A 26,564-nucleotide genomic window follows, 5' to 3' on the forward strand; every position below is an offset into this window, starting at 1 on the left:
TTGTATTAAAAACATTTGTCTAGGCTTCTTGTGCTAGGGCTGCTGCTTTTTCAAGGGCTTGATCGGTCGACTCGCAGATATGGTCTGCTCCAATAGTCTGGATAAAGCCTGATTTTTCGAGTACTCGGTAGGGTTGGTCGTTGACGTGAGAAAGAATCAAGGTCATGCCACGTTTTTGACAAATGGCCAGGGTTTCTTCAAGGGCATCTAGGCCTGAGATATCCATGGCTGGAACGTTTCGCATGCGTAGGATGAGAACATTCTTAGTTTCATCATTGATCACATTCAAGAAGTTATTGGCTGCACCAAAGAAGAGGGCACCAAAAACTTCATAGACGACAGTGTTTTTAGGGACTTGCTTCAAGTCGCTATCCTCAGACAAAACTGGATCGTCCAGATTTTCCTTGTCCACCCACTGACGGATTTGAGCCACGTCGGACATGCGTTTGAGAAAGAGGAAGGCTGCTAGGACCATACCAAATTCAATGGCAACTACTAGGTCAAAGAAAACGGTTAAGACAAAGGTCACTAGCAGGACCGCCACATCACTCTTAGGGGCACGTTTGATCATACGACCAACTGTACGCCAACCACTCATGTTATAACCGACAATCATAAGAATTGAGGCTAGACAGGTCATAGGAATCAATGAGGCGTAAGGCATGAGGAAGAGTAAAATCAGAAGCAGGGTGAAGGCATGAACCATACCTGCTACTGGTGTTCGTCCGCCATTTTTGACGTTGGCTGCGGTACGGGCAATAGCACCCGTTGCCGGAATCCCACCAAAGAGGGCTGACATGATATTTCCAACACCTTGACCGACCAATTCTGCATTAGAGCGGTGATTACCACCAATCATGCCATCTGAAACCACACAAGAAAGGAGCGATTCAATAGCTGCCAGTATGGCAATGGTGAAGGCTGGCGAAATCATTTGACGAATCAAAGAAAATGATAGGTCAGGAACCGTAAAACTTGGAAGTCCTGCCTTGATGGTGTAAAGGTCACCAATGGTTTTGACTGGGAGATGACCAAAGGCTACAATGGCTGTGGTCACAAAGATAGCAACCAGAGAACCCGGAATTTTCTGAGAAAGGCGTGGCCAAAAGATTTGAATGAGCAGGGCCAAAATACCAATAGCTAGGGTCGCCCAACTAATACTTGAAAGATGCTTTCCATAGGCAATCATCTTTTCCAGAAACTCAGCTGGCACGGACTTCATCTCAAGGCCTAGAAAATCCTTAATCTGTCCAGCCACAATCCCAACGGCAATCCCCAAGGTAAAGCCAAGTGTGATGGTTTTGGGAATGAATTTAATCAGGTCACCGAAACGCAGGAGCCCCATGATAATAAGCATGAGTCCCGCCATGAGTGTGGCAACAGTCAGACCCGCCATGCCATACTGGGCGATGATGCCATAGATGATGACAACGAAGGCTGCGGTAGGTCCACCAATCTGAACCCGACTACCTCCTAAAAAGGAAATAAAAAAGCCTGCAACCACTGCTGTGTATAGACCTTGTTCGGGATTAACACCAGAGGCAATCGCTAGGGCAATCGACAAGGGCAGGGCAATGATAGCCACGATAACTCCTGCAACCAGGTCCTTGATGAACTGTCCCTTGGAATAATCCTTGATGGTGGTGAAAAATTTGGGTGTGATATATTTTAAAGCGTCCATTTTTTCCTCCTAACTATTATCCTAAAACTCTTTGACTTAACTCTTTTTGCAATGAGTGTCAGACGCTTATCATTTTTACAGTCTAATGATAGCACAGGACCCCCCCCATTTTCTAGGGGATTGGGAGATGTAAACGTATTATTTCAAGAATTATTTAACTTTCTTAGTTTAGAAATGAAGGCATCAAAAAACAAGTCCAGACTATGGACTTGTTTTGACTTATCATGGATTGATAGATTCCTCTTAAATTACCAACTGGTTGGCAAGGAAATAGGAATTTTTAGCTTGACCTTCATCTTGCTGTTGGTTACAGTGGCTTGCTCAATTTCGTAGCCGATTTCAGGAAGCTTGAGCTGAATTTGGTTGTTAACCATGCGAACACCACTGCTTGACTGGGCAATACTCTTCTTGAGGTAAGGCAGAACCAGTGATTTAGGTACAGGGAGGCGACCTAGGTGGGCACCTGCCAAGTCTAGTAAAATGACTTCCTTGTTAGTGCTGACCGTGAAATCAAGGCTGAACGTTGATCCAATAGGTCCAAGAGACACTGGTAGCTTAGCTGTGAGATAAGAATCATTCAACTCTACAGTACTGTTTAGCAAGGTCTCGTCATTAGAATCAGCCATGCTTGCTTTTAGGATTTGACGAAACTGGTTGCTATCAAGATTAATCTCGGTTGAAACTCCACCTGATGAAAGGGACGCCCCACCAATACCAGCCTGGGCTAAATCAGCAAGGGATGTTTGTGTAGATACATTTTTTAATTGGTCCTGACTGTCAATCTTGTCCGGAATGAGTAGAGCCGCCACTGCAAAAAAGAGCACAATGACGAGGACAATGAGCCGTTTAAACCATTTCCACATAGGGATACCTCATTTCAATTTTTCACTTTTGACGTCTATTGTACTGTAATCAAGGAAAAAAAGCGAGTAAGAACTGGAAATTCTCTCATATTTTCTTAATTCAAGAGGTAGGGTTCGAGAGCTTCAAAGACTTTTAAGTAAGCATTGGCATAAAGGTGGACACCGTCATAAGTGTGCTCAGCCTTCTGCTCTTTCCTATCATTGACCAGCCCCGCATTACAATTAATAAAGTAACAACCATAGGTTTGGGCGATTTCCTCGAGTGCCTGATTGCAAAGGTCAAGATTTTCAGGTGTTCGCAGTTTCATCCACTGGATTGAAGCCTTGGTCTGCCAAGGTAAATGAAGATTGGCTGGGTAGAAAGCCATGAGGTAAATCTTGGTATGGGGCAAGACAGCTTGTGTTTGCTCCATAATCCGCCTGATATTTGCTGTCAGATGCTGGAACCATTGGTCTCCATAAGGCTCCTCGGTCATGTCATTGGTACCGATATTGATAAACACCTTGCTCGGTTGCAGATCCAAAAGCAGGGGATGGATATGCTGGATAAATTCATCCGTGTTCAGGCCGCTGATGCCTCGATTGTAGATGATGTCGTCGACACCTCTACTCCTAGCGATTTCACAAATTGGAAAAAGCTCCATGAGAGATGAGCCTGTGAAGAGCGTCTCCCCCTTGATAGCAACCTCATTTAAGTACTGATAATTTTTAAGTTTGATTTCTTTTAATTCATCCATGATAAGTTTCTTCTATATAGTTTTATCTAAATGAGGGAGAAGGCAAAGAGCAGCCCTACAACCGTATTGGCCAAGGCATGGATAAAGACACTTGGAAGGATAGACCCACTTGCTTTTTTCTCATTGATAGCACCAAAAACGTAAGCGATGAGACTGATAAAGGCCATGATAGCCATAGCTTTTAGGTAGCCCGTTAATTGGATAAACATAAATGCATGGATGAGGCCAAATAAGAGAGACTGAATCAGATTGGCCCCTAGGAATCCTAGTTTTCCTTGCAACCTTTTCAAAAGAAAACCTCTAAAGAAGATTTCTTCTGGCAAGGCAGTCCCTAAGATAGCATAGGCCAAGATAGCAGGAAAGGCTCCAAGTCCCTTTCCAGAAAAAGCTGCTGTGGCCGTTTGGCTAGAGTCGAACCAAGCGAAGACGACAATTGAAAAAAGAAGAAAAAGTAGACTAATACCCAAAATGGTCAGTAGTAATCGCCTCTTCTGCTGACTTTCAACTTTCTTCAACCCAATCCAGTCAAAGAAACCGACCTTTTTCCTGCTCCAAATTAACCAAGTGATAAAAGGAATGACAGAGACTATAAGCAGTTCCACAATACCGCTCATCAGTTTAGACATAAATAGGGTCATGAGTTTGTCCTCCTCTTCTAGTCAAAAGACAGTTTTTATCTTTTGAAAGCGTATACCTCTACATTTTCATTATACTACTTTTAGAGGAAGTGAAAGCTCATTCTCACCAATCTTGCCAGGTTTCTATGGCACGAATCACACGGTCCTGCTTATAGTCAATATGGTAAACACGCCAGCCACCAATCCAATCGTCAGCCAGCTGGTACTCAACACTTCCTTGAAGGTCGTCACCCTTGCCCAAGAGCTTCTCCACTTTTTCTCTCGTCATGCCCTCAAGCTGATACTGACGGTGAAAACTCCAAATGAGTTTGTGTCGCATGGGAGCTGGTGTTTGGGCCCATTTTTCAGGCGTAAAGACTCGGTCACGAGGGACAATGATTGCAAAATGAACCAGACAAATGATTTCAATGATTAAGCAAAAGACTTTTCGCCTTTTTCGTCTGGTTTCTGGGGTGAGGTAGGCCATAGGACTACCTGACTTTCTCTTGCTTCCAATGGTCATCCAAAATCACTGTGTGCTCTTTTGAAAAGCGAATAAGGATGTCTCTGGCAACTTGTTGGGATACACGCGCGACATTGGTCAAGTCTAGTCCTAGCTCAGGTGTGTCGTGTTCCAAGCGATACTTGTCATCCTCGTACTCAACAAAGATAAAGCTCGTTGACCTTTTATCGCCATAGGAGAGATAGAGACTATCGTAGGATACTGGGAGTTGCACCAAGGCATCCCAGATATCACTGTCACTTGGGTCTGTGATCGTCGCATAGTCTACCTGATCAGCTGTCGAAATACGCATGACAAGGCCTTCTGCTACTTTCTTTTTAGGTGCTAGCCACTTAAATAAATGCATCGTTTTCCTCTTTTAGATGATGATTCCTTTTTGCTTGAGATTGTCCAGACATTCCTGTAAATAGGCGGCATCATGCTCTGGGTAGATGATGGCTGGTAATTCCTCCGCTTCAAGCCTATCGTAGGCTGGCATCTGCTTGCCCCGATACTCCTTGTCTAGCCACTCAGGGCTGACACGATAACCTCGTTTCGTCATTTCTTGCATAATAAGCTCATGGTATTTAAACAGGCGGTACGGTGAATATTCAAAAACATAGTTAACCGTAGCGTGCTTGCGTTGCCATCCCTTGCCACGAAGGGCACAACATTCTCGGTGTTGTCCTAATAATTGCTGACGGGGTAGTTTTGCAATCAAGTCTTGATGCCACAGTCTCATTTTGAACCCCCATTAATTAAGGTTGACTCCTCCAGATAACGATTAGGATACTTGCTGAGGAGCTCTTTGACGGTTTCCACCAAACCTTGCTGAGGAATTTTGCCTGCTGCGTAGCTATCCAGTTGGGCCATAAACTTTTCCTTTTCGCTGGCAGTCGCCTTTTTCTTAAAATATCCCCAGATATGTTGGAAGGCATTGACAACCTGACCAGGATTTTCAGGAAGGTCAAGTGCTTGATCAATGTAGGCTTGAACCTGATCCAAACTAACCTCTTCGTTCTTGAGATAGTTACGGATTTCCAAGTAAATCTTGTTTGAATGGCTGAGCACCAGATACTTATTGGCTGCCCAAAGTCGCTCGCACTGGCGACGTGGATTGGTAGTTGTCATTAGGAACCTTCCTTGATTGCTTTTTTATCAGTATAGCATAGTTTAAATAGGGATAATAGATTATGCCTTTGAGAATTCGAAAGAGTGATTTTCAAGCATTTTCAGAAAAAGTTTTTTGCTTGGTTTGTTTGTAAGCGTTTGCTATACTTAATGTATCAAAGAAAGGAGACAAGCCTATGACATTGTCCAAAAAACTCACACTTTCTCTTGCCTCTATGGCAGTTCTTGGTCTTTTAGCAGCCTGCTCAAACCAGAAAGGTCAAACACCTGAAAGCTCTGCTAGCACCCAACAAAGTTCAAGTAAGGTTTCATCTTCACAAAGTTCTGAAGCCTCTAAACAGACTGAAGGGCTAGATGGCACCTATAAAGGGACTGACGAAAATGATCGTATTACTCTTACCATCTCTGGAAATACTGGAACTTGGGAAGAGGACGAGGCAGATGGCGAGAAGGAAAGCAAGCCTGTAACAGTTAACTCTGACAATCAAAGTCTGACAATCGGTGACGACACCAAACACTATAAACTCGACGGTAACCAACTGACTATCGAAGATGATGACCATGATCCAAATGATACGGTTGTCTTGACCAAATAACATGAAAAACCTTAGCCAACCCAATCTCTGGAATTTAGCTAAGGTTTTTTATGTTATACTATAAGCAGAAAGAAAACGGATACAAACAGGAGGTTGATGATGACTCAAAGAAGATTATGGGTGACGCTATTTGTTGTGTCGATTATTGTAACTCTTATTGGACTGGGATTTTCTGTCTATAACTATTATGTCTTTGATAAACCCTTTATGACTACCACTACAAAAGGTTTACTAGCAGCCTTTTTCCTGTGTGCGACAATGGTTGCTATTAGTCTATCCAAATCAAATAAGAAGTAAAAATAAGAAAGAGGTATAAGTTTGCGGAATTATACCTCTTTTCATACAACATTACTTAATCTTGTGTTTATTCATTTTTTCTTCAAAGATACCTGTCATGATTTTACGTAGCTCTTGGCCTTCTTTTTCAGTCTTTAGATGATGAAGCCAAACGAGTCACCTCCTAAAAATGACACTATGTCATTATCTCAACAAATAGGAAAGAAAAGCTCCCACCGAAATTCAGTGAGAGGTTAAAGTCTATTTCTATGATTTTCTCATAGCCACTAGCCAAGAGGCTATCATGATTTCAAAAATAACCAGAAGGATAATCTGAGTGAGTGAACTCTGAACCAGCATGAGAACAGCCAGACTATCAATTAGCATATGGGCAAGGATACAAGGAACAGCTCCTTTCGAGTACTCTTTAAGAGCTCCCAAAAGAAAGCTATTACCTAAAATCATCAGGTAAAAGATGAGATAGTTGGACGAGCCTGCTGTAATCCAAGGGAGTTGATAGATAGGGATATGCCAGAGGAACCAAACAATGGAAAGAACCATCATTTTAGTTATAAAGTGCTTACTAAAGTAAAGATGTTCTTGTAAAAACCAACGCCAACCGACTTCTTCCAGACCGCCATATAAAAAGGTCCAGGGGAAATATAGGAAGAAGGCCAAGAGGGAGTTCCCAGTAAAGCGAACATTCATGAGCAGGATTGAAATCCCATAATAGATGACTGGAATGAAGATAGCTAGGATCCAGGACAGGGGACTTTCTTTTTGAAGAAAGACCTTTTTGAAAAATTCCCCCAAGGATTTAACTTCCCTCAACACAAGAGAAAAGACAGCCGCCATAATCAGGGGAATACAGTTCATTAGGATAAACAGCAGTGAAGCCCCCATACTACTCCTATCTGGGAAAAACCAAAGGATAACTTGCCCAACTAGAAAGGTAGCAAGGAGGGCAGTCAGTGCATACCAGATAGCGACTGATTGTTTTGAAATAAATTTGCTCATTTTTCCTCCGTAAACAGGATAATAAATCAGATAGATCGCACCTTAATCCGCATCGACTCAAAGATGGTATTGTTCACGATCTTTATAAATCTTACTTAATCTTGTGTTTATTCATTTTTTCTTCAAAGATGCCTGTCATGATTTTTCGCAACTCTTGGCCTTCTTTTTCAGGAAGGTCCCCTTGGCGTTTGGCTACTGCGTAGAGTGCAGGATATTGCTTAGCCACACGCTCCACCGTCTTGGTCGTCGCATGGCCTCTGACAAAAAAAGGAATGCGTTTAATCCATTCTTGAGGTACGAGAGCGAGCAACTTCTTAGCCGCTTCCTTGTCAGAAATCTCAGCTGTACTCAAACCTTTTTCGATTTGCTTTTGTTCTTGTTCTGTAAAATCTTTTAATTCCATACCTTGCTCCTCTTTATCTTTGTATAGTAGATTTTACACCCTTGTATGAGAATATACAACTGATTAAGATGAATGAGGCAAGTCATAAAATACCATAAAAGATAGGCTCAATTTTTTCCAAAAATACCATACAAAAAAATCTGATGAATTTGCTCAACCTCTGTCTCTAAATTGTCACTGTTGTCTAACTGATTTCCCATACTATTAAGAGCATCCATGACATTTAAGATAAGCTCTGTCGATAGGTCTTCAGCAATAGCCCCCTCTTCTTTTCCTAGCTCAATATAAGCACGATAGATATCACGTTTTTTTGCAGTGATCGCTTTCGCTAAGAGAGTTGAAAAAGTAGGTTCTTTCACCATTTTATCTTGAAAATAGTCCGAGATTTGCCGACTCATTTTCTCCTGACATAGGGAAAAAGCCTGGTTTAATTTTGTTTTAAAATCTAGATTACTATTTAAAATGTCCTCAGCTCTCTGTGTTAATGACTTCTTCAAACAAGTCATTAACACAGAGAGCTACCAAATTATCTTTGCCCCCGAAATAATTGTAGATAGAAACTGGTGATACTTCTGCTACCTCTGCAATAGATTTTATACTCGTTTCCTTAAAACCTTTTTCTTTAAATAATTGTAAGGCTGCTTGAATAATCGCTTGCTTCTTTTTCTCAGTCGTCTTTTGATATTGATTCATGTGAACACCTCTGTTACTACCAATTGTAGCATAAGTTTGAAATTAATGAGCATATATTTCATTTTTTCTTGCTATTCTTACTAGCTTTCTCTATAATAAAGTTTGAATTTTAATCATGTATATTTCAAATTTTATTTTCAAAAATGGGAGGGAACATGCTCATTCAATATCTTATAAAGCAATCTAGAAAACCGAGTGGTCTTGTCGGTCGATTGATTACCAACATCTGGTCGTCCTATTTCAAGGAACTCAGCCTTTGGGCAATCAAACAAACCACTATCCCCAACAATAGTCGGATTTTAGAAATCGGCTATGGCGGTGGCAGCACTATTAAGAACCTTCTTGAGTTAGATAAAAATCTTGACATTCATGGTATTGATATTTCCGAAGAGTCTTATCATACTGCTAGACGAATTCATTCAGATGCTATAGAAAACAGAAGTGTTAAGCTGAGGATTGGCAATGTAGCAAACCTTCCCTACCAAAATAATGATTTTGATTTGGTATTTGCCATCCAGACACATATTTTCTGGGAGGATTTAAAACAGAGTTTTCAGGAAATCTATAGAGTCATGTCCAATCCTTCCACTTTGATTATTGCTTCCGAGAAAGAAAAAATAAAATATCATATGACAGATTATGGAACAAGCCATGAATTGAAACAGTTGTTAGCAAGCATTGGCTTTTCAAAGATTGAAGAAAAGCAAAATTACAAATGGGTTGTGTATGTTGTCACTAAGAGTGATTAGGAAATTAAGCATAACAAAAAGTAGTGAAGTGATTCCATCGTCGGAACTTTCTTCACTACTTTTCTTATCTCTTTCCTACTCACCACTATCAGCAATTCAGAGTTGCCACTGCTCAATCAACCAATCCGAAAAAGCGTCATATCTTTCTTGGAGATGGTCATGATGTCCGTAGGGGTCAAATGCTGAATAAGTAGACACGCTCTGTTTTTTGATAAGTTCATGCACTTCTTTGGCATAACTAGGAGCTTTGGCCAGTCTATTCTTATGATTAGCCCCCTCGGTCAAACCGTTATGTAAATAGACTGAGCAAGACTTATTGATGGGCTGGTGGGCTTTGCAGTAAGCTACAAAATTTGGATACCAGAAGGATCCACAAATGGAGAAGAGCAAAGGCATCTTATCACTGCTATAAAGACTGGAAATAGCAGCCAAACCACCCAGCGAGTATCCTCCGTAAGCCATACGACTTTCATCCAGTCGAAACTCCTGTGTGATGCTTTTGAAAATATGCCCAAATAGATGGTCATGATAGCTGGCTAGCTTTCCGCCAAAATCAGAGCTTCCAGGTCTCAGAGCCTGAGCCTGCCAAGGCGTAAAATCATCCAAGCGACTCTGAGGTTCAAGTCCAACCAGGATAACAGAATCTTCCAACTTTCCCAGATAATCAAGCTGCCCATCGTTCAGAAAAACTACTGGATAAGCCTTCTTGGAATCATAGGACTCAGGAAGGGCAACTGTAACCTGAATGTCATGGCAGACAAAGTCTTTATTTATTAACAAAGTCATTAACCTTTTCAAGAGAATCAATCACAGATGGACCGTAATCCATAAGCTCATCATAAGAAATAGTCATGATTTTCTTGTTTTTAACGGCTGGAACATTTTCAAGAACAGCGTTCTTTTCCATCTTGTCTGTTGCTTCCTTGTCCATGGCCTTATTACGGTCACTGGTTACATAGATAATCAATTCTGGTTCCATTGACACGAGATTTTCCAGAGTCAAATCTGATGTTCCTGTCGCAACATTGGTATAACCAAGCTGATTGAGCATACTTTCTTGAAGGGCAGATTTGTAAGTTCCAAAGGTCTCATCGTTGTAAGCACACATGATAAGAGCCTTCTTCAAGTCTTTGTCAGAAGACTTGTTTTTCTTTTTAACAGCGTCGATACGCTTTTGAAGTTGTCCCGCATACTTGTCTGCCTTGTCTTGAACGTTGAAAATGTCACCAATATTTTTAACATCTTCGATGATATTATTCAAATCTTGTTTAGTTGTTGAAACAGAAGCTTTTTGCGTATAGACAGGAATGTCGTTGCTGTTCCATGTACTGATGGTTCCCATTGACTTGTCTGAGAACATCATGTTACGACCAATAAGAGCATCTGGTCCGTAAGCCAAGATGGCTTCTTGAGAAATTGTTTTCTTATCACCGATATGTGGGATTGAAGCAATGTCATCCTTATATTTATCGGTTACTTCATTGTCAGGGTTAAGCATACCGACAATTTTGTCTTTCAAACCAAGCTCAATCAAGATTTCAGTTGATGAAAGGTTGTTGGTGATAACCTTTTCTGGTGCCTTTTTGAAGACTTGATCTAGCTCAGTTCCTTTATCGTCATAAGTTTTGACAGTCAAAGGATACTGGGTTTCTGACTTGGTCTTTTTCACCGTTTCTTTTGCTGATGATGACGATGATGTGCTGTTTTTATATGTAGAACTGCATGCTGTCAATGTGAGGACTGCTGCAGCGATTAATGCGATACGAAATGTTTTCTTGTTCATAAGGCCTTCCTTTCCTAGGCTTATAAATACTGAATCATTGCCTGCTGATCATCCGTCCAGGTAATACGACTCTGAACATCATAAACCGCCTGCAAGGATTGTGGGGTTACGGCATCCCTTGGGACACCTTGGGCAACAATCTCACCCCCTTTCATTAAGTAGATATAATCTGAAAAACGACAGGCCAATTGAATATCGTGGAGAACTGCGAGAACATTAATGCCGAGTTCCTTGACCAAGGCCAACATCTCCAACTGATACTTTATGTCCAAATGATTGGTAGGCTCATCCAATAAAAGGAGTTTGGGTTCCTGAGCCAAGGCACGCGCCAGGATGACTCTTTGTTTTTCTCCACCTGATAGGGACGAATAATAGCGTGCCTTCTTTTCAGACATGCCAACCTTGTCTAGGGCATCCTGAACGAGCAAGTGGTCCCGATCCGATTCTTTTTGCAAAAAGGAAAGATGGGGCGTTCGGCCAAGCATGACAATTTCTTCCACCGTACAATCAAACTGAAGGGTGTTAAACTGTGTCACAACTGCCATTTCTTTTGCAGTTTCCTTGAGGCTTACCTGATCTAGGGATTTCCCATCAAGAAAAATCTGACCGCTATCTGGTTGCAACTGGCGGTAAATGGTTTTGAGCAAGGTTGATTTGCCACTCCCATTTGGTCCCAGTATGGTCTGGAATTGCCCACCTTCAACCTCTAGGGAGACACCGTTTAGGATTTTTTTCTCTCCAATCGAATAATGAATATCCTGACACTTTACATCCATAAGTCTAAACCACCTTCCTACGATTTCTAGTCACAATATAAATAAAGAAAGGTGCGCCAACTAAGGCTGTAAAGATACCGATAGGTAGCTCTGCATTTTTGACGAGGATTCTCGCTAAAACGTCTGCCCAAACCACAAACAATGAACCTAAGAGAGTTGCCACTGGAAAAAGCTTACGATAGTTAGTCCCGACTAAACTTCTAGCAATATGAGGGGTAATCAAGCCGACAAAACCGATAATCCCACAGCTAGCAACCAAGACGGCCGTTATGACCGCAACAATGGCAATATAAAGATACCAGTAGAGTTTAAGTGGAATCCCTAAAGTCAAAGCTGCCTCATCTCCCATCATCATGGCATTGAAGACACGATACTGAGTTGAGAAAAAGAGAAAGGCCAAACCAACCACTACTGCTGGAAGCATCAAATCTGACCAAGATGTTCCTGTCAATGAACCCATGGTCCAAAACTTAATGGTCATAACACTGTCTGCTGTCGCTCCAATAGAGATTATAAAATTGGCAAAGGCAATGAAGAGGGCGTTGACAACTGTTCCAGATAAAATCAAGCCAGATGTGGTCACTCTCCCCTGCATAGAGGCAATGATTAGGACAAGAACCGTCGCTAGGATAGCCCCCATAAAGGCACCCAAGCCTACCACAGCTTTAAGGCCTAAAATGATGGCCAAGGTTGCTCCAAACGTTGCTCCTGCCGAGATTCCCAGGATATAGGGTTCGGCAATCGGATTATTAACCGTTGACTGCATGACACTCCCAGACATGGAAAGACCTGCACCAACTATTAACCCTAGGAGAACCCTAGGAACTCGCATATTCCAGATAATAGCTTCAAGTGGCTTGGCTATACTATGACTGGCAACCGGAAGCCCCAATTTACTGAAGATGACACCATAGGTATCACCTATATCTATAGTGACCGCCCCTAAAGACACTGCTACAAAAACTGACGCTACTAGTAAAACTAGAAGCAAACAGAGCAGGCTTAGGTAGCGGGAAAAAACAAGGTGTTTTGTTTTTTTAAAAGGCATTAGCACCTCCTTTCCACCTGTAATGTCAGAAAATTTTGACAATACTCTTCTAGTATAACATGCCTCAAAAAGATGGGCAAGGTCATTTGAGTATTACATAGAAAAAAGAGTAGTCATTGAACTACTCTTGGGAATCATAACTAACTGAAGCAATGAAAATCAAGCCAGCTTAGGATTTCACTTTCTCCATACTGCTACCAGCAATTTTCATGGCAAGAAGAATTATCAACACCTTAATCACAAGGGATAACCAAAGGCTCTCCGCTGATGACAGTTGCGATAAAGCATTGATTAGTGCATGGGTCATGACACAAAGCCAAAGACTTCTGGTCTTTGTATAAATGGCGGATAAGATGAAACAATTGCTTAATAAGCCTAGCAAGAAAGGCAATAAATGAATCGTGACCAGAGAGCCATCAACGTAAAAATAGAGGATATGCCATAGTGACCAGGCTACAAAGGTACAAAGCGTGGACACTAGATAGGTCAACTTTTCTTGCAAAGTAGGCTGGAAAAAATAGCGCCAACCGATTTCTTCGATTCCACCAAAGACAAGGGCTTTGCAAAATAACATAATGGGGAGATACCAAGCCTTGAAAATCATACCTCCACTCAAGACTAGTGGTAAAAAATCCAATCCTAGAAAAATGAGGACTAAGAGATAGTTACTAAGAGGCTGTTTGACTTGGAAAAAATCTCTGACAAGTTGTTTAAAACTAGAGTGATGATAGCGGATGCTAACATAGCCTCCCCAAATGGCTGATGACAAGCCACCTAAGATAAGGGTAAAGAGGCCAATTGGAGTTCCATAATCAACCCTAACTCCTCCTGCTCTTAGCAACCAAACTAGGAGACTGACCAGTAAGATTTGTCCAAGGGTCCCCACTAGATAAAGCAACAAGGCTTGTTTTCTTTTCATATCTTGCTTCCTTTTTCTTGCCTATTTAAAACCTTCTTCTCACCTTAAGCTAGTCCATATCCACCCATTTGCCATTGTCCATGATAAAGGGTTTGGCTAGACCCGGTCCGGTATAATCCTTGTACTTGGTTGTGAGATACTTGTAGCAATCTTTCTTACTAGCAAATTTTATGGCTTGGTAGGGCTCTTCGAAGGTCAATTTTTCGACAAATAAGTATCCATCTGTCGTAGGTACCAGGACGCCAACGTGACCGACAAAAAGGGAATCTCCATCCAGATTATCGTGGACAACGACTGACAGCATGCGTGCCTTGTCATCAAAGGTAAACTGCTTGTAGTAATCCTCCATATGCTTGGCGTGAATCTTGACATCTTGGGTGGCCTCAGTCTTGACCCTTGAAAAAAGAATCTCAAAATTTTCCTGATCCTTGGCATCAAAGAGCTTGCCCTTGTCAGTCGCATCCTTATCTTGGAAAAGGAGCTCACTATCACTCTTGACCTGTGGAATCTTAATTTTGCCTTTCAGTAGCGTATAGGTGTTGATACGACAGTTGGTACCGATAAAGTCACCATGCTTAGCTGTCCACAGGCTACTGATTTTTTCCACATCATAGTCTGTTTTGCTAAATGGTGCAAAATCCCCAGAAAGTCCAACAGAACCCACGGTATCATTGTAATCCCTAACCAGATTGATAAAGTTATCCACACTCCCCTTTTCCAAATGTTTCGAGAGAATGGAGCGCACTTCATTAAGACTGGCCTTGCTATTAAGGTTGGAGTAGCTTGGTTTTTCCTCCTTTTTGTGGATATGTGCAAAAACTGCTAGACCGACGAGTAATAGGCTAGCGATAGATAAAAGAATTAGCGTCTGTTTTTTCAGATGTTTCATAGGCGCCTCCTTGGCTTCATTATACCAGATTTTGCTGACTGCTCATTCTCAAGATGCTTTTTCTTGTGGATAAAGACTTTTACTTGAGACTTTCCTTAGGTGATAGCGGACGCCAGCGAACTCCTTCGAAGTTCCATGGCTAATTTTTGAGCCTAAAGTCTCAAAAATTCCGAACGCCTGAAATACCAATGCTTCAGGCGTTTTTATCACGGCGTAAAGTCTCAGTTTAGACTCACACCATTTGAAGACTATGGAATGTTATCTTTTTTTCTCTATTTTTTATTATTTCCAAAATAGTTGTTCAATTTTTATTATATTATCTACAACTTTTTCGGGACTTTCCGATAAATCATTATCAATCCAAAAAGAAATAATGGTTTCAAAAGATGCAGAGAAGGCTTTTATCACAATTTCATCTGAAATCTTCGTATTTTTCTTGATCTTTTCTCTAATAGTTTTGTTGTTATTTATTAAGTCGCAAATTAGTTGTTGAACTTTATCTTTAAATTGAACGTGAGGTGCTTTTGATATTGCTTTAAAATGTTTATAGTCATTTTTAATTAATAGTAGAGCCTTTAAAAGCATGTCCTCTTTATCTAAATTTCCTTGAGCTAAAATCTCCCAAAATCTTTGCATCGTCTCTGTTCCGATAGAGTATGCTAAATCATCCTTATCAAGAAAATGTTGGTAAAATGTTCCCCTACTAACATTTGCTCTCTGAGTTATATTTCCAATGGTTATTTTTGAGTACTCCATTTCAAGTAGGAGGTCTATCAAGGCAGCCTTGAGGTTAGTAACGCTATTAGTCTTTCTTTTATTTGTCATTTTTTCCTTAATTAAACATATTGTTTGATGTTGTCATGGTCAATATATGGGTATTATTATATTCTTTTTATGTGAATTGTAAAAGTAAAAAAAGACTGTTTTATGTTCACTAAGATAATTGATGCATCATTAATCATTTAACAAAATAATTAATGAAGGGAATAGAATTTAATGACAAAATCAAGAAAAATTCTAGGATTTATAGGGCTAGTTTTAGCAATGTTTATGGGAGCTTTAGATGCAACGATTGTTAATATCGCCCTACCAAATATTATGGAAGACTTACATACTGGATTGACTGATACAAGTTGGGTAGCAACAATCTATGTTTTAGCAATGTCTGTATTTATTATTACTGTTTCAAAACTCGCTGATATCTACGGTAGAAAATTGGTTATGCTAATTGGTGTTGTAATATTTGGTATTTTCTCATTCGCCTGCATGATGGCTGATTCATTATTACTCTTAATTATTTTTAGGTTCTTCCAAGGAATTGGAGGTGCCATATTAACTCCAATTGTTCTCCCCATGGGAATTGAACTATTGGGGAAAGAGAATACCAGCCGTATTACTGCTATTATGGGGGCCTTCAGTGCCTTAGCTGCAGCGGGAGGACCAGTAATTGGTGGTTTAATTGTCCATTGGACAACATATCATTGGATTTTTGGTATTAATGTTCCAATCGCCATTATTGCATTTTTGATGATCCTAGTGGGAACAAAAGAATCATATGATTTAACAATTTCAAAGAATATTGACAGGCTAGGTATTATTTTTCTTACTTGTACTTTAGGTGGACTTATATTTGGTTTATTAGAAGGTCGCGAGTATGGTTGGGGTTCACAAACCATCATAGCTAGTTTTGTTATTAGTGTCGTAGGCCTATTTTTCCTTTTTTTAACCGAAAGAAGAGTAAAATCACCTGTCATTGACTTAAAATTATTCAAGGAAAGTACGTTTACATCTTCAAGTCTTATTTATATGATTTTTGGATTTGCGATTATCGTACCTTCATTAATCTTAAACTATTTCTTGCAAAATGTTCGCAACTATTCTGCTTTGCATTCAGCATATCTTATTATTCCTACTTCTTTAGCTATCGTAGTAGGTATGCCGTTAGCAACTAAAATGTACCAAAAAATTAGTGCAAGATTGCTCATTAGTATCGGTTTAGTTATTACAGCAGGTGGATTATTTATGCTTAGTCTTATTCAGTATAATACCTCACAAAGCATCATTGTTTGTTGTAATGTAATTATTGGTTTAGGACTAGGATTTATGGCAATGTCCTTAACATCATCAGTAAAATATTTACCAATTAATAAGGCCGGAATTGGGTCAGGTATCGTTAACTCTTCTAGATATGTTGGACAGGCCATTGGTATGGCTCTTCTCGTTACCATTTTAAATAGTAATGTCAATATTGCTAAAACACAAATTAAGGAAACAGCGTATAACCAAATTGAAAAACGGGTTTTATCAACAGACGTAAAAAAAGTTGCTAAGAAGGAAATTGCAAAAACTTTCGATACGACTAAGAATAGTAATAGTATTTCAACCAAACAAAGCAATATGGGCGATACAATCAAAACAGCTGCTCAAAAAACAGATAATCTTCCAGAACCTAAAAAGGGGAGCAATTATAGAAAGATTTATGATACAAATCAGTTATTGATCAATGGAGTTGAAACCATTAGTTCAAGTGTCTCTCAGTTATCAAGCAGTTTAAAAACTATATCTGGAGAACAAGCTAAAGTTGGTACAGCGGTTAAATTATTAGCTCAAAGGGATGAATTATCATCTGCTCTTAAAGTCATTGTCAATGAAAAAAATGATCAGTTAAGCAGGGCATTTGATAATGTATTTATTGTAGGAGCAATCGTTGTATTGATATGTACTCCGTCAGCTCTGATGACAGAAAAGCGAAAAGTTGAATAACTAAATTATTTTATAATAGGAAAAGCCAGTCTAAACTTTAGGCTGGCTCAAAATGAAGACAAGGTCCTCAGAAGTTATACTTCTGGGGATTTTTCTTGCTTTTTATGAACTTGTTCCTAAAGACCATTTTCTAAGAAAAGTCGAGGAAACGATTGATTTTTCTTTTATTTATGATCTTGTCGAAGATAGTTATTCCTCGGATAATGGTCGCCCTAGTCTAGACCCTGTTTTATTAGTTAAAATTCCGTTGATTCAATGTTTTTATGGCATTCGTTCTATGCGCCAAACCATTAAAGATATTGAGGTGAATACGGCTTACCGTTGGTTTCTTGGCTTATCTCTGGACGATAAGGTGCCTCATTTTACAACTTACGGTAAGAACTATAGCCGACGCTTTGAAAACAAGGAAGTGTTAGCACACATTTTTAGTCATGTGCTTCATCATGTTTTGGAAGCAGGGCTCATTGATCCCTCAGAAATCTTCATTGATGGGACCCATATCAAGGCAGCTGCTAATAATCATAAGTACAAAACTGTTGTTATTGATCAAAAAGCTAAATTCATGAGTGAACAACTGGAGATTGAGATTAATTTAGATAGGAAAAAACACGCAAAAAAGTTCTTAAAGCCCGCCAAAAAAGGCGAGGCTAAACCTAAGAAACAATCAACGACAGACCCAGACAGTGGTTGGTTTCATAAGGGGGAACATAAGGAAGTCTTCGCTTACAATGCTCAAGTAGCTTGTGATAAACACGGTTGGGCCTTAGCTTATACGGTTGAAGCAGGAAACATCCATGATAGTCAGGCTTTCTCTGCTCTTTTTGTCAAACTAGAACCATTCTCTCCTGAATTCATTATTGCAGATTCAGGCTATAAAACACCTAGTATTGCCAAGTTTCTTCTAGAAAAAGGGATTACACCAGTTTTCCCTTACACTAGACCAAGAGGTAAGAAAGATTTTTTACGTCCAAAAGACTTTATCTATGACGAGCATTTTGATTGTTATCTTTGTCCAGAGAACAAGGTGTTAACTTATCGTACAACCACACGTGAAGGTTATCAAGAGTATAAAAGTAATCCTAAAATTTGTAAGACCTGTCCCTTGTTAGCTATTTGTACAGAAAGTCGCCAGCACCAAAAAGTTGTTGTGCGTCATATTTGGAAAAATGCTCTAGAAGTCTGTGAAGATATTCGCCATCAAAGTGGTATGAAAGAACGGTATCAACACCGGAAAGAAACGATAGAACGGCTATTCGGAACAGCTAAAGAATATCATAACTTACGTTATACCAGAGAAAAAGGAAAGTCCAAAATGGAAGATAAGGTTGGGCTTACTTTAGCGTGTCTAAATATCAAAAAATTGGTAAAAATGATGACAGGAAAGACCTATAATTTTACCCAAATATCTCAATATTATTGGATTATCGGAGAATTAGGTAAGAATATAAAAAAGACAAACATCAAAAACGATGTTTGTCTTTAGAATAATTATTAATTAAGCTTAAATTCTCTACAATTACAAGAAAGGTACTATTACTTATCAAATTATTGCCTCATCGTAGAGAAGAATCTAGATGATGCTTACGTAAAGCATGTAGGTGATAATTTCCTCCCAATTCTGTCCATTCAATATTGTGATAAAACCACCAAATATTGCGATATTCTTGATTACTTTGAACACCCCGAGACTCACTATAAGGTGAATAGCTAATAATTCCCGGAAAATCCTGGTCTGAAACCATAGAATCATTAGTGAAGTACATACAATGATTCAAAAAGTTACCGTCAGAATCTAACTCCAACCAATTAGATTTACAGAGACAATCAAGATTATTTTGACAAACTCCTTCGACCTTCACTGAACTTTCATCTTGTTTATCAGTCATTGCCCGAAATGCTTTTTCTTTCTTTAAAGAACTGATATTTACCAATATAACACCTGTATCAAAACTAAATTTTCCTTGTTTCAATGACATATTACTATCATGCTCTCTCACAGTGGCTACCGGATACTCTCCCATATCCATATCAAAAAGATCATCTAATTTTTTTGTAATAATTACATTTTGTCCGAGGTATAGTACTTTATCTTCCCCTACAAAATCTCCTATCACGGAGTACAAACTTTTAATATCATAAATAATACACTCATGATTCAAATTACCATTATCAGGTATACGACAGTCTACAATCTCCGAGTCAAATTCCTCCAAACGTCTATCCATTAGTTGAAACCACTCACAGGGAAAATCATGATTTACAAGATAAAAGCGGAGTGAGCGATTATGAAAACAAATGGACTTAATAGTCGTTTGAATTTCGTACAGATTGCGAAAGTGGGATACCAAAATAATGGCTTTTTTATTGTCTTTATGCATCGGTGTAAGATAGTTTAATAAATCTCTCTTTTCTTTCATTTGGTAAAAGATATGAGACTTTGGTAACTTCCTATTTTCAATTTCTGAAATAAAGAAATTTAACGAATCCATATAACCTTTTTTATAGGCTCTCAGTGGATATCCCAGAGTCGCCAACATTGATAATCGTTCCTCTTGAATTAAAAGACTCTCATTAAACCAGTCAACCGTCCAATTACGCGATAAACTCTCTCCTCGATGTCGATAAATATAAGATCCTTTATGGATGTAGACTATTTTTTCTGATTTCAAGAAAACTTTCAAATTAAATAAGGCATCTTCCCCCGTCCTTGCCAATGGAAAGTGAAGATCATTAAGAATTTCTTTTCGATAAATTTTTGCCCAAGGAACAATTAAAGCGGCATTTTTCGACTCTCTAGAATCATTTAATAAGTTCATTACTGAATAATTGTCATAAATTTCTTCATAATAGTCATTTGACATATGGAAGTAAAAGTTAGAATCTTCATCATTGAAGCTGGTATAATTTTCAAAAACAATATCTGCTTGATATTCTTCAATTTTTTCATATAAGACTTCAACATAAGTCGGTTCAATCCAATCATCAGAGTCTATAAAAATAATATATTCAGAAGTAGCAAAGTCTAATCCTAAATTACGCGCTTCGGACACGCCTTCATTTTCCTTTTCTAGATAAACAATTCGGTTATCTCGTGCTTCATATTCCTGACAAATGGCACCAGAATTATCCGTCGAACCATCATTCACAATAATGACTTCGAACTGATTAAAAGTCTGTCCTAAAATACTATCCAGACATTGCCTTAAGTATTTTTCTACATTAAAGACTGGCACAATAATGCTAACGAGTTTTTTCATTTATAAATCTCCATCATAACTACAATTAGTTTTTATCTGTATAATCCTTTTTTAATAATGTCACGATTAATTTCATATTCATAAACATTAATACTATCTAAAAATAGGTATTATTCATAAGATTTCATTAACTTCTCACTATACATATTTTCTAATCACTATTTACTCTATTATTACTAGTTACACTTGGTCTATCAATTACTAAGTATTCATTCAAAATTTCTTCAACTGCTATGAGGCGTAAACTATCACATAACCTATCACTGAAAGTTCCTTGCTCGCAAGTTTTATGACAAACAAAACACTTACTATCATTCATTATTGCATTTTACACTTTTTCCGAAGTCAAAGAAAAATATTACTAATACTCTTTGTGAACAGTACAATTAAAATGTTCGGAAATACTAGAGATATATGGGTAAGTTCATTTTAATAGTAAACTAGAACCAAGCCAAGAAGCTGGTTCCATTGAAATCTAAAAGGCGACACGTGTTCCATGAACTTGCTCAAGACCAGGTATGGCAAGAAATTGGTCACGATTAGCCAGGGAGATACCACCACCGGCTAAAATCTCCAACTGACCTTCTGCTAACCCAACCAATTCTGCATAACGTTTCAAGCGTGATTCTAAATCAGTCTCGGGAGTCCCAGCACGTGTGAGAAGACGCGTCACACCGTGGTCCTTAAGCCATTGGATAGCACTAGGTTGATCTGCTTTAGGAATCTGGTCAAAGGCCATATGCATGGTAACCTCTAAGCCTCGACAGGCATCTAGCAAGGCCTTTAGAGCCTCTGTATCGAGTTGATTTTCTGAAGTCAAAGCACCAAGTGCAAAGCCGTCAACACCCAAGTCACGCGCACATTTGATATCTTCTAGCATGATAGCCAATTCCTGCTGGCTATAGACAAAGTCGCCCCCTCGTGGACGGATCATCACAATCACCTTAGCCTGATAATCCTTGGCCAGCTCAACGGCTGCCTTTATGACACCATAAGAAGGCGTCGTGCCTCCAACAGCCAGATTATCACACAACTCCACGCGTTGAGCACCGGCTTTAAAAGCTTTTTCTAAGTTAGTGACATTCTCTGCACAAAATTCATAAATTGGCATACTGAACCTCCTATTAGTTGTAGTAGCGAGGGGATTACTACTTCTTCTTATGTGGAAAAAGCGGAAGACCAAGTTTGGCAATCTTTTCCGCTGGGGTCTTCATGCCATCCTTGACCCATTTGGAAATTACTGAAACAATAGCCGAGCTCCAGAAGGAATTAAGGTAGCTACCAGCACCATTTGATGAGCTACCATTTCGTTTTTCCAAAAAATCATAAACAGCCTTGGTCAATACTTGCTCAAAATTGTAATCAATGGCAAGACTGATGATTTTGGCTTCTTTTTTGACTTCCTTAAGGAGATAAACCCAGACTTGGTAAAGATCTGTCTTGAGATTATAGCCATCTAAAGATTTGGTTATCTTTGCAATGCTAGACTCAAAAATAGACTTCAAAATCTCTTCCTTAGAACCATAATTGCGATAAAAGGCAGCACGAGATACACCCGCACGCTCAACCAGTTCCGATATGGTAATCTTTTTAAAGTCTTTTTTCTCCAACAATTGCAGGAGAGAAATTTCGATGGATTCTCGTGTAATTGCTTTATTTTCTTGGTTAAATCGTTTGAGATTTTCCAAGGATTTCTCTGAGATTTTTCTTTCTGCCATAACATTCACTTTCTATCTGTCACACCTGATGAGATCTGCTTTGATAGCAATGCACTTCATGATAAAATTGTAAAAGAAGACAAATAACTTGTCAATGTACATTATGCAGATATGAGGTGTAACCTATGAAATGGAAAATTATTGCGGATTCAGGCTGTGACTACCGTTCTTTGGACAATCTGGCACCAGATACGGAGTTTGTCAGTGTTCCTTTGACTATCCAAGTGGGCGAAACCATTTACAGGGATGATGCCGAACTCAATATTGATCAAATGATGGAGGAGATGTATGCAACTACAACTGCTTCCAAATCTGCTTGTCCAAGTCCTGATGACTATATGAAGTCCTTTGAAGGGGCGGACAATATCGTCGTCGTGACAATCACTGGAACCCTTTCTGGTAGCTATAATAGTGCTGAAATTGCTAAGAAAATTTATCTGGAAGAGCATCCTAATGCCAAAATTCATGTGATTGATAGCCTGTCAGCTGGTGGCGAGGTCGACCTGCTCGTTCGTAAGCTCAATCACTTAGTTGCTGAAGGCCTTGAGTTTAACCAAGTCGTTGATGGCATCACAGCTTATCAAGCCAAGACTAAGTTGCTCTTTGTTTTAGCCAAAGTTGATAATTTGGTGAAGAATGGTCGTCTAAGCAAACTGGTTGGCACCGTTGTTGGACTTCTCAATATCCGTATGGTCGGTGAAGCTAGTAAAACGGGTACCCTTGAGTTGCTTCAAAAAGCTCGTGGCCAAAAGAAAGCTATCAAAGCTGCCTTTGATGAACTGATCAAGGCAGGTTATACAGGTGGACATATTACGATTGCCCACCGCAACAATGACAAATTTATCGAGCAATTCTCTGCATTGGTTCGTGAAAAATTTGCCCAAGCAAGCATCGAAGTCCTTCCCACTTCTGGACTCTGTAGTTTTTATGCTGAAGAAGGCGGACTCCTTATGGGGTATGAAATTTAAGAAGACATTGAAAAGAGACTGGACTAGATGTTCGGTCTTTTTGAAATCAAATGATGTTATCAGATAATCAGTAGAATAGGATTTTAAAACTAAAAATTCTCTATTTTCCTTTTGATAATCTAGCGTAATCGCTTTCATCACCCCCTTCATTTATGGTAAGATGGAAGTAACGCATTAGTATCATATGCTTATTAATTTAAATACCCTTATTAAACATGGAGATGCTTTATGAAACAGAAACATTCACATTTTCTAATCCCTGGAATCCTTCTTCTAGGGATCGTTTTGCGGGCCCCGTTCACAACCTTGTCTACGGTCTTATCAGACATTGCTTCCGGTCTAGGCGTTGAGGTCAGTTCTCTCGGTCTCTTGACAAGTCTGCCTCTCTTGACCTTTGCGATATTCTCACCTTTTGCGGCTAGCTGGGCCAAACGCTTTGGTATTGAAAGACTCTTCCTCGGTGTTTTAATTGTGATGACACTTGGTTCTGCTTTGCGTACCCTTAATCTCCCTCTTCTTTATGTAGGAACGCTGCTAGTCGGAGCTGGAATTGCCTTTATCAACGTCCTTCTCCCAAGCCTAATTCAGGCTAATGAGCCAAATCAGTTAGGATTCTTAACCACACTCTACATTACAGCCATGGGCTTGTCCACAGCTGTGGCTTCATCGGTAGCCGTTCCAATCACTAAGGCAACCTCATGGCAAGGCTTGGTCTGGGTATTGACAGCAGTCTGTGCCCTGGCTCTTGTAGTTTGGCTTCCTAATGTCCGTCACAATCATTACTTAGAACAAGAAACGTCTACCAGCGAAAATTCAGGCAGTTGGTATAAGAGTGGCAAGGTCTGGGCTATCATGATTTTCGGTGGATTACAATCACTCTTCTTCTATACCACTATCACTTGGCTCCCAACCATGGCTACACAAGCCGGTGTTGGTGATGCCAATGCCGGAATTCTAGCTTCCGTTTTCACACTGACGAGTATTCCATTCTCTATGATCGTTCCTAGCCTAATCACGAAACTTTCTGATCGCAACCGCCATTTGATGCTAGTGACTACCGTCCTAGCAGGACTTATCGGAGTGGCTATGCTTCTAGTCAATACAGACAGCTTTGTGTATTGGTTGGTCCTTAACCTCTTAATCGGAAGTTCTGCTAGTGTCCTATTCCCTTACATGATGGTTTCCTTTTCAATGAAGGCTAGCACGCCTGAAAAAACAGCCCAACTATCAGGTTTAGCCCAAACCGGAGGCTATATCTTTGCAGCCCTTGGTCCAGTCTTGTTCGGTTCAAGCAAACAACTCTTTAACTCTTGGACCCCTGCTGTTTTAATTCTTCTTGTCTTGACCATAATCATGGGAATTGCCCTCTATAAAGTCGAAAAAACAGACGTTATTTTGTAAGTGAAGAACTAATAAAATGAATAAATGATTTAGTAAAGGCTTATTCTATTTTCATTTAGAAAGTAGCTAGGGCTAAGCATTAGAGTTTTACTCATGTACAACTTTAATCTTTCTTTTATTCGTGATGAGATAACTCAAAAAACTGATAATGGTGTGGACAGATTATAATGGGGGAAAGCTTTCATTAACTTGTTGTAAACAAAAAAAGAGATAATTGTAAAATCACATAAAGAGAACACCAACAAAAAATCATCTGTTGGTGTTCTCTTCATTTTTAGATTTCTGAACAAAACTCTTGTCCATGGATCAGTAGGTACCCTTTATCTCTTTTTTCATGAACATTATTTTATAAACAGCAGATTACCTTCTTAATATATATGGAAATATACAACTGTTCTATATCAACTTATATTCATACCACTCTTCATCTACTTTCTGAAATCCCAAAGCCAAAAACATTCTTTGACTTTGAGTATTAAAAGGATATATTTGTACAGAAACCTTTAGCATTTTTTGTTCTTTCGCCAGATGTATCATTTCAGAAACACATCGTCTTCCGATCTGTAAATTCTGATACTCTTTGCTGATAACTATAGAAAGTTCCGAGTTATCTAGGAGTGTCACATCTCCAACTAACACTCCTTCATATTGGATATAATAGCAAGAACCATGTGAAGTTAGGTAATCATACATTTTATGAAGTTTTGTTAGATTGTAAATCTGATCAGTATTATCTACTTGTTTGCAAACCTCACTATCTTGATACCAAATAAGGGAGATGTCATCATTTCTATAATAAGGAATAAGCGTTATCTGATCGTCTACTATTCTATTCATCTTTATTTTTCCTTATTTCTTCTTTAAAAAAGGCTCAACCAAATCAACCCACTCTTGAGGCAGGTAAGCTGATAAATAGCCGTGATTATAGCGCTTTGCTTCATACAAAATTGTATTTGAATGTAGCTGATGAAATAATTTCGCTGATTCTTTCACACAGTTCAATTCTTTTTCACCATAGATATACAGAACCTGAGCCTTGCTAGCAGAAATCATATCTTTCAGCTTGTAACATCCCATATAGTTTTTGTAAATGGTCACCAATGTTTTGACAGGGGTTCTTGGCAAATCCTCCAAATAATAAGCTTTTATTTCCTCTGGATAAGCCAGTTTAGGATAGAGTTTGTTCATCATGCTTAACTGAAGTTTGCAAGAGAATTTATTGAACATCAATTTACCAAATAGAGACACTAGAAAGATGCTGATTTTAGCTAACCTTGGTTGAGGAATACAGAGGCTTCCATCTATGATGGCCTTCTCAGCAATTTCACTGTCTAAAGACAAAAGCTCCATGGCAATTTGACCACCAAGTGAAACACCACCGATTGCAAACAATTTCCCACCATAGTTTGCTTTGATATAGTCTAGAATCTCCAAAGCAGAATCTTCAGTAGAAACATAATCAAGTTGATATTCCTCGCCGTGGCCATTCAAAGTGGGTAGAATAATACGATATTCTTCTGACAAGATTCGTGCTTGACGAAGATAATTCCACCAAGAACTTCCACCACCATGTATCAGTAAAATAGGAGGCAAATTCTTATCACCAAATTCATGGAATTTCATGTTTAAACTCCTTACTGTAGAACTTTCACTAGCTACACCCATGTTTAATCAGCTCGTACAAGCAGTGATACCGCCTCAACATGTGCTGAGAGCTTTCTTCTATACTAATAGACGAAAGGGTGTGAAAATGATTTTTAAATGATACTGTGGAACG

29 protein-coding genes and 1 pseudogene are annotated in these 26,564 nt (G+C 39.2%); 7 read left to right on the top strand and 23 right to left on the bottom strand.

All coding sequences use genetic code 11. From position 1 onward, the window contains the following. Positions 1-19: 19 nt before the first annotated feature. From NSQ79_RS06665 to NSQ79_RS06700, 8 genes are all read right to left on the bottom strand, one after another. On the bottom strand, positions 20-1,681 hold the full coding sequence (locus NSQ79_RS06665) for a SulP family inorganic anion transporter (protein WP_049553772.1): 1,662 nt from the start codon (positions 1,679-1,681) through the stop codon (positions 20-22). A 248-nt stretch (positions 1,682-1,929) separates the two neighbouring features. Further along, positions 1,930-2,544 carry a hypothetical protein gene (locus NSQ79_RS06670; protein ID WP_045768919.1) on the bottom strand — a complete coding sequence of 205 codons (615 nt, stop codon included), beginning with the start codon at positions 2,542-2,544 and terminating at the stop codon, positions 1,930-1,932. 95 nt (positions 2,545-2,639) lie between these two features. Then, a complete protein-coding gene (locus NSQ79_RS06675) occupies positions 2,640-3,281 on the bottom strand; it encodes a GDSL-type esterase/lipase family protein (RefSeq protein WP_045768920.1) in 642 nt (213 codons plus the stop codon). Positions 3,282-3,307: 26 nt separating this feature from the next. After that, on the bottom strand, positions 3,308-3,919 hold the full coding sequence (locus NSQ79_RS06680; protein ID WP_045768921.1) for a type II CAAX endopeptidase family protein: 612 nt from the start codon (positions 3,917-3,919) through the stop codon (positions 3,308-3,310). A gap of 103 nt (positions 3,920-4,022) precedes the next feature. Beyond that, positions 4,023-4,421: a hypothetical protein gene (locus NSQ79_RS06685; RefSeq protein WP_235289482.1), complete on the bottom strand. Its 399-nt coding sequence runs from the start codon at positions 4,419-4,421 to the stop codon at positions 4,023-4,025. Further along, positions 4,390-4,767: a hypothetical protein gene (locus NSQ79_RS06690; RefSeq protein WP_045768923.1), complete on the bottom strand. Its 378-nt coding sequence runs from the start codon at positions 4,765-4,767 to the stop codon at positions 4,390-4,392. Before NSQ79_RS06690 ends, NSQ79_RS06685 begins: the two co-directional genes overlap by 32 nt. Positions 4,768-4,779: 12 nt before the next feature. Continuing rightward, entirely contained in the window at positions 4,780-5,142 is a 363-nt protein-coding gene (locus NSQ79_RS06695; protein ID WP_045768924.1) for a TIGR02328 family protein, read from the bottom strand. Beyond that, positions 5,139-5,531, bottom strand: coding sequence for a YbgA family protein (locus NSQ79_RS06700; RefSeq protein ID WP_164332207.1), 393 nt, complete (start codon positions 5,529-5,531; stop codon positions 5,139-5,141). The genes NSQ79_RS06695 and NSQ79_RS06700 overlap by 4 nt, the downstream gene beginning before the upstream one ends. Before the next feature lie 176 nt (positions 5,532-5,707). On the opposite strand from NSQ79_RS06700, the gene NSQ79_RS06705 reads away from it, so the two are divergent. Further along, positions 5,708-6,127 (top strand): SP_0198 family lipoprotein, encoded by a 420-nt coding sequence (locus NSQ79_RS06705; RefSeq protein WP_045768926.1) that lies wholly within the window; start codon positions 5,708-5,710, stop codon positions 6,125-6,127. 99 nt (positions 6,128-6,226) lie between these two features. Further along, positions 6,227-6,424: a hypothetical protein gene (locus tag NSQ79_RS06710; protein ID WP_045768927.1), complete on the top strand. Its 198-nt coding sequence runs from the start codon at positions 6,227-6,229 to the stop codon at positions 6,422-6,424. A 246-nt stretch (positions 6,425-6,670) separates the two neighbouring features. On the opposite strand, the gene NSQ79_RS06715 is transcribed toward NSQ79_RS06710, so the two are convergent. The 3 genes and pseudogenes from NSQ79_RS06715 to NSQ79_RS06725 all read right to left on the bottom strand — a co-directional run bounded on the left by NSQ79_RS06715 (position 6,671) and on the right by NSQ79_RS06725 (position 8,516). Further along, positions 6,671-7,420, bottom strand: coding sequence for a CPBP family intramembrane glutamic endopeptidase (locus NSQ79_RS06715; protein WP_045768928.1), 750 nt, complete (start codon positions 7,418-7,420; stop codon positions 6,671-6,673). 91 nt (positions 7,421-7,511) lie between these two features. Beyond that, positions 7,512-7,823, bottom strand: coding sequence for a hypothetical protein (locus NSQ79_RS06720; RefSeq protein ID WP_037603930.1), 312 nt, complete (start codon positions 7,821-7,823; stop codon positions 7,512-7,514). A 107-nt stretch (positions 7,824-7,930) separates the two neighbouring features. Continuing rightward, positions 7,931-8,516: pseudogene (locus NSQ79_RS06725) on the bottom strand (TetR/AcrR family transcriptional regulator). A gap of 155 nt (positions 8,517-8,671) precedes the next feature. Here NSQ79_RS06725 and NSQ79_RS06730 point away from each other — a divergent pair. Next, on the top strand, positions 8,672-9,265 hold the full coding sequence (locus NSQ79_RS06730; protein WP_045768929.1) for a class I SAM-dependent methyltransferase: 594 nt from the start codon (positions 8,672-8,674) through the stop codon (positions 9,263-9,265). Between the two features lie 96 nt (positions 9,266-9,361). Here NSQ79_RS06730 and NSQ79_RS06735 read toward each other — a convergent pair whose 3' ends face one another. The 7 genes from NSQ79_RS06735 to NSQ79_RS06765 all read right to left on the bottom strand — a co-directional run bounded on the left by NSQ79_RS06735 (position 9,362) and on the right by NSQ79_RS06765 (position 15,505). Continuing rightward, positions 9,362-10,051 (bottom strand): alpha/beta hydrolase-fold protein, encoded by a 690-nt coding sequence (locus NSQ79_RS06735; protein WP_045768930.1) that lies wholly within the window; start codon positions 10,049-10,051, stop codon positions 9,362-9,364. Further along, positions 10,032-11,048: an ABC transporter substrate-binding protein gene (locus NSQ79_RS06740; RefSeq protein ID WP_002885936.1), complete on the bottom strand. Its 1,017-nt coding sequence runs from the start codon at positions 11,046-11,048 to the stop codon at positions 10,032-10,034. The genes NSQ79_RS06735 and NSQ79_RS06740 overlap by 20 nt, the downstream gene beginning before the upstream one ends. A 20-nt stretch (positions 11,049-11,068) precedes the next feature. Continuing rightward, positions 11,069-11,824, bottom strand: a complete 756-nt coding sequence (locus NSQ79_RS06745) for an ABC transporter ATP-binding protein (protein ID WP_004182849.1) — start codon at positions 11,822-11,824, stop codon at positions 11,069-11,071. A gap of 4 nt (positions 11,825-11,828) precedes the next feature. After that, on the bottom strand, positions 11,829-12,872 hold the full coding sequence (locus tag NSQ79_RS06750) for an iron ABC transporter permease (protein WP_045001837.1): 1,044 nt from the start codon (positions 12,870-12,872) through the stop codon (positions 11,829-11,831). A gap of 169 nt (positions 12,873-13,041) precedes the next feature. Then, entirely contained in the window at positions 13,042-13,791 is a 750-nt protein-coding gene (locus NSQ79_RS06755; protein ID WP_013990861.1) for a CPBP family intramembrane glutamic endopeptidase, read from the bottom strand. A gap of 49 nt (positions 13,792-13,840) precedes the next feature. Then, positions 13,841-14,680: a DUF4300 family protein gene (locus NSQ79_RS06760; protein ID WP_045768931.1), complete on the bottom strand. Its 840-nt coding sequence runs from the start codon at positions 14,678-14,680 to the stop codon at positions 13,841-13,843. Positions 14,681-14,962: 282 nt separating this feature from the next. Beyond that, a complete protein-coding gene (locus NSQ79_RS06765) occupies positions 14,963-15,505 on the bottom strand; it encodes a TetR/AcrR family transcriptional regulator (RefSeq protein WP_014633356.1) in 543 nt (180 codons plus the stop codon). A 171-nt stretch (positions 15,506-15,676) separates the two neighbouring features. Here NSQ79_RS06765 and NSQ79_RS06770 point away from each other — a divergent pair, with 171 nt between their 5' ends. Together NSQ79_RS06770 and NSQ79_RS06775 are read left to right on the top strand one after the other, a co-directional pair. After that, a complete protein-coding gene (locus tag NSQ79_RS06770; RefSeq protein WP_045768932.1) occupies positions 15,677-17,443 on the top strand; it encodes an MDR family MFS transporter in 1,767 nt (588 codons plus the stop codon). A 52-nt stretch (positions 17,444-17,495) separates the two neighbouring features. Then, entirely contained in the window at positions 17,496-18,926 is a 1,431-nt protein-coding gene (locus NSQ79_RS06775; RefSeq protein ID WP_339313395.1) for an IS1182 family transposase, read from the top strand. 70 nt (positions 18,927-18,996) lie between these two features. Here the strand turns inward: NSQ79_RS06775 and NSQ79_RS06780 are convergent, their stop codons facing one another. From NSQ79_RS06780 to NSQ79_RS06790, 3 genes are all read right to left on the bottom strand, one after another. Next, positions 18,997-20,700 (bottom strand): glycosyltransferase family 2 protein, encoded by a 1,704-nt coding sequence (locus tag NSQ79_RS06780; RefSeq protein WP_045768934.1) that lies wholly within the window; start codon positions 20,698-20,700, stop codon positions 18,997-18,999. Between the two features lie 475 nt (positions 20,701-21,175). Beyond that, the gene (locus NSQ79_RS06785) at positions 21,176-21,811 is read right to left on the bottom strand and encodes a copper homeostasis protein CutC (RefSeq protein WP_045771848.1); all 636 of its coding nucleotides are present in this window, start codon (positions 21,809-21,811) and stop codon (positions 21,176-21,178) included. 37 nt (positions 21,812-21,848) lie between these two features. Next, positions 21,849-22,418 carry a TetR/AcrR family transcriptional regulator gene (locus NSQ79_RS06790; protein ID WP_002885959.1) on the bottom strand — a complete coding sequence of 190 codons (570 nt, stop codon included), beginning with the start codon at positions 22,416-22,418 and terminating at the stop codon, positions 21,849-21,851. A 125-nt stretch (positions 22,419-22,543) separates the two neighbouring features. Here NSQ79_RS06790 and NSQ79_RS06795 point away from each other — a divergent pair, with 125 nt between their 5' ends. Further along, entirely contained in the window at positions 22,544-23,386 is an 843-nt protein-coding gene (locus NSQ79_RS06795) for a DegV family protein (protein ID WP_339313399.1), read from the top strand. Positions 23,387-23,614: 228 nt separating this feature from the next. Then, entirely contained in the window at positions 23,615-24,787 is a 1,173-nt protein-coding gene (locus tag NSQ79_RS06800; protein ID WP_339313401.1) for an MFS transporter, read from the top strand. Between the two features lie 396 nt (positions 24,788-25,183). Here NSQ79_RS06800 and NSQ79_RS06805 read toward each other — a convergent pair whose 3' ends face one another. Beyond that, positions 25,184-25,624, bottom strand: a complete 441-nt coding sequence (locus NSQ79_RS06805; protein WP_070655130.1) for a GNAT family N-acetyltransferase — start codon at positions 25,622-25,624, stop codon at positions 25,184-25,186. A gap of 12 nt (positions 25,625-25,636) precedes the next feature. Next, complete coding sequence (locus NSQ79_RS06810; RefSeq protein WP_316241181.1) at positions 25,637-26,410, bottom strand: alpha/beta hydrolase; 774 nt, start codon at positions 26,408-26,410, stop codon at positions 25,637-25,639. Positions 26,411-26,564 lie beyond the last annotated feature (154 nt).

It is taken from the genome of Streptococcus sp. FSL W7-1342, assembly GCF_037966635.1.
Taxonomy (GTDB): Bacteria; Bacillota; Bacilli; order Lactobacillales; family Streptococcaceae; genus Streptococcus; species Streptococcus salivarius_D.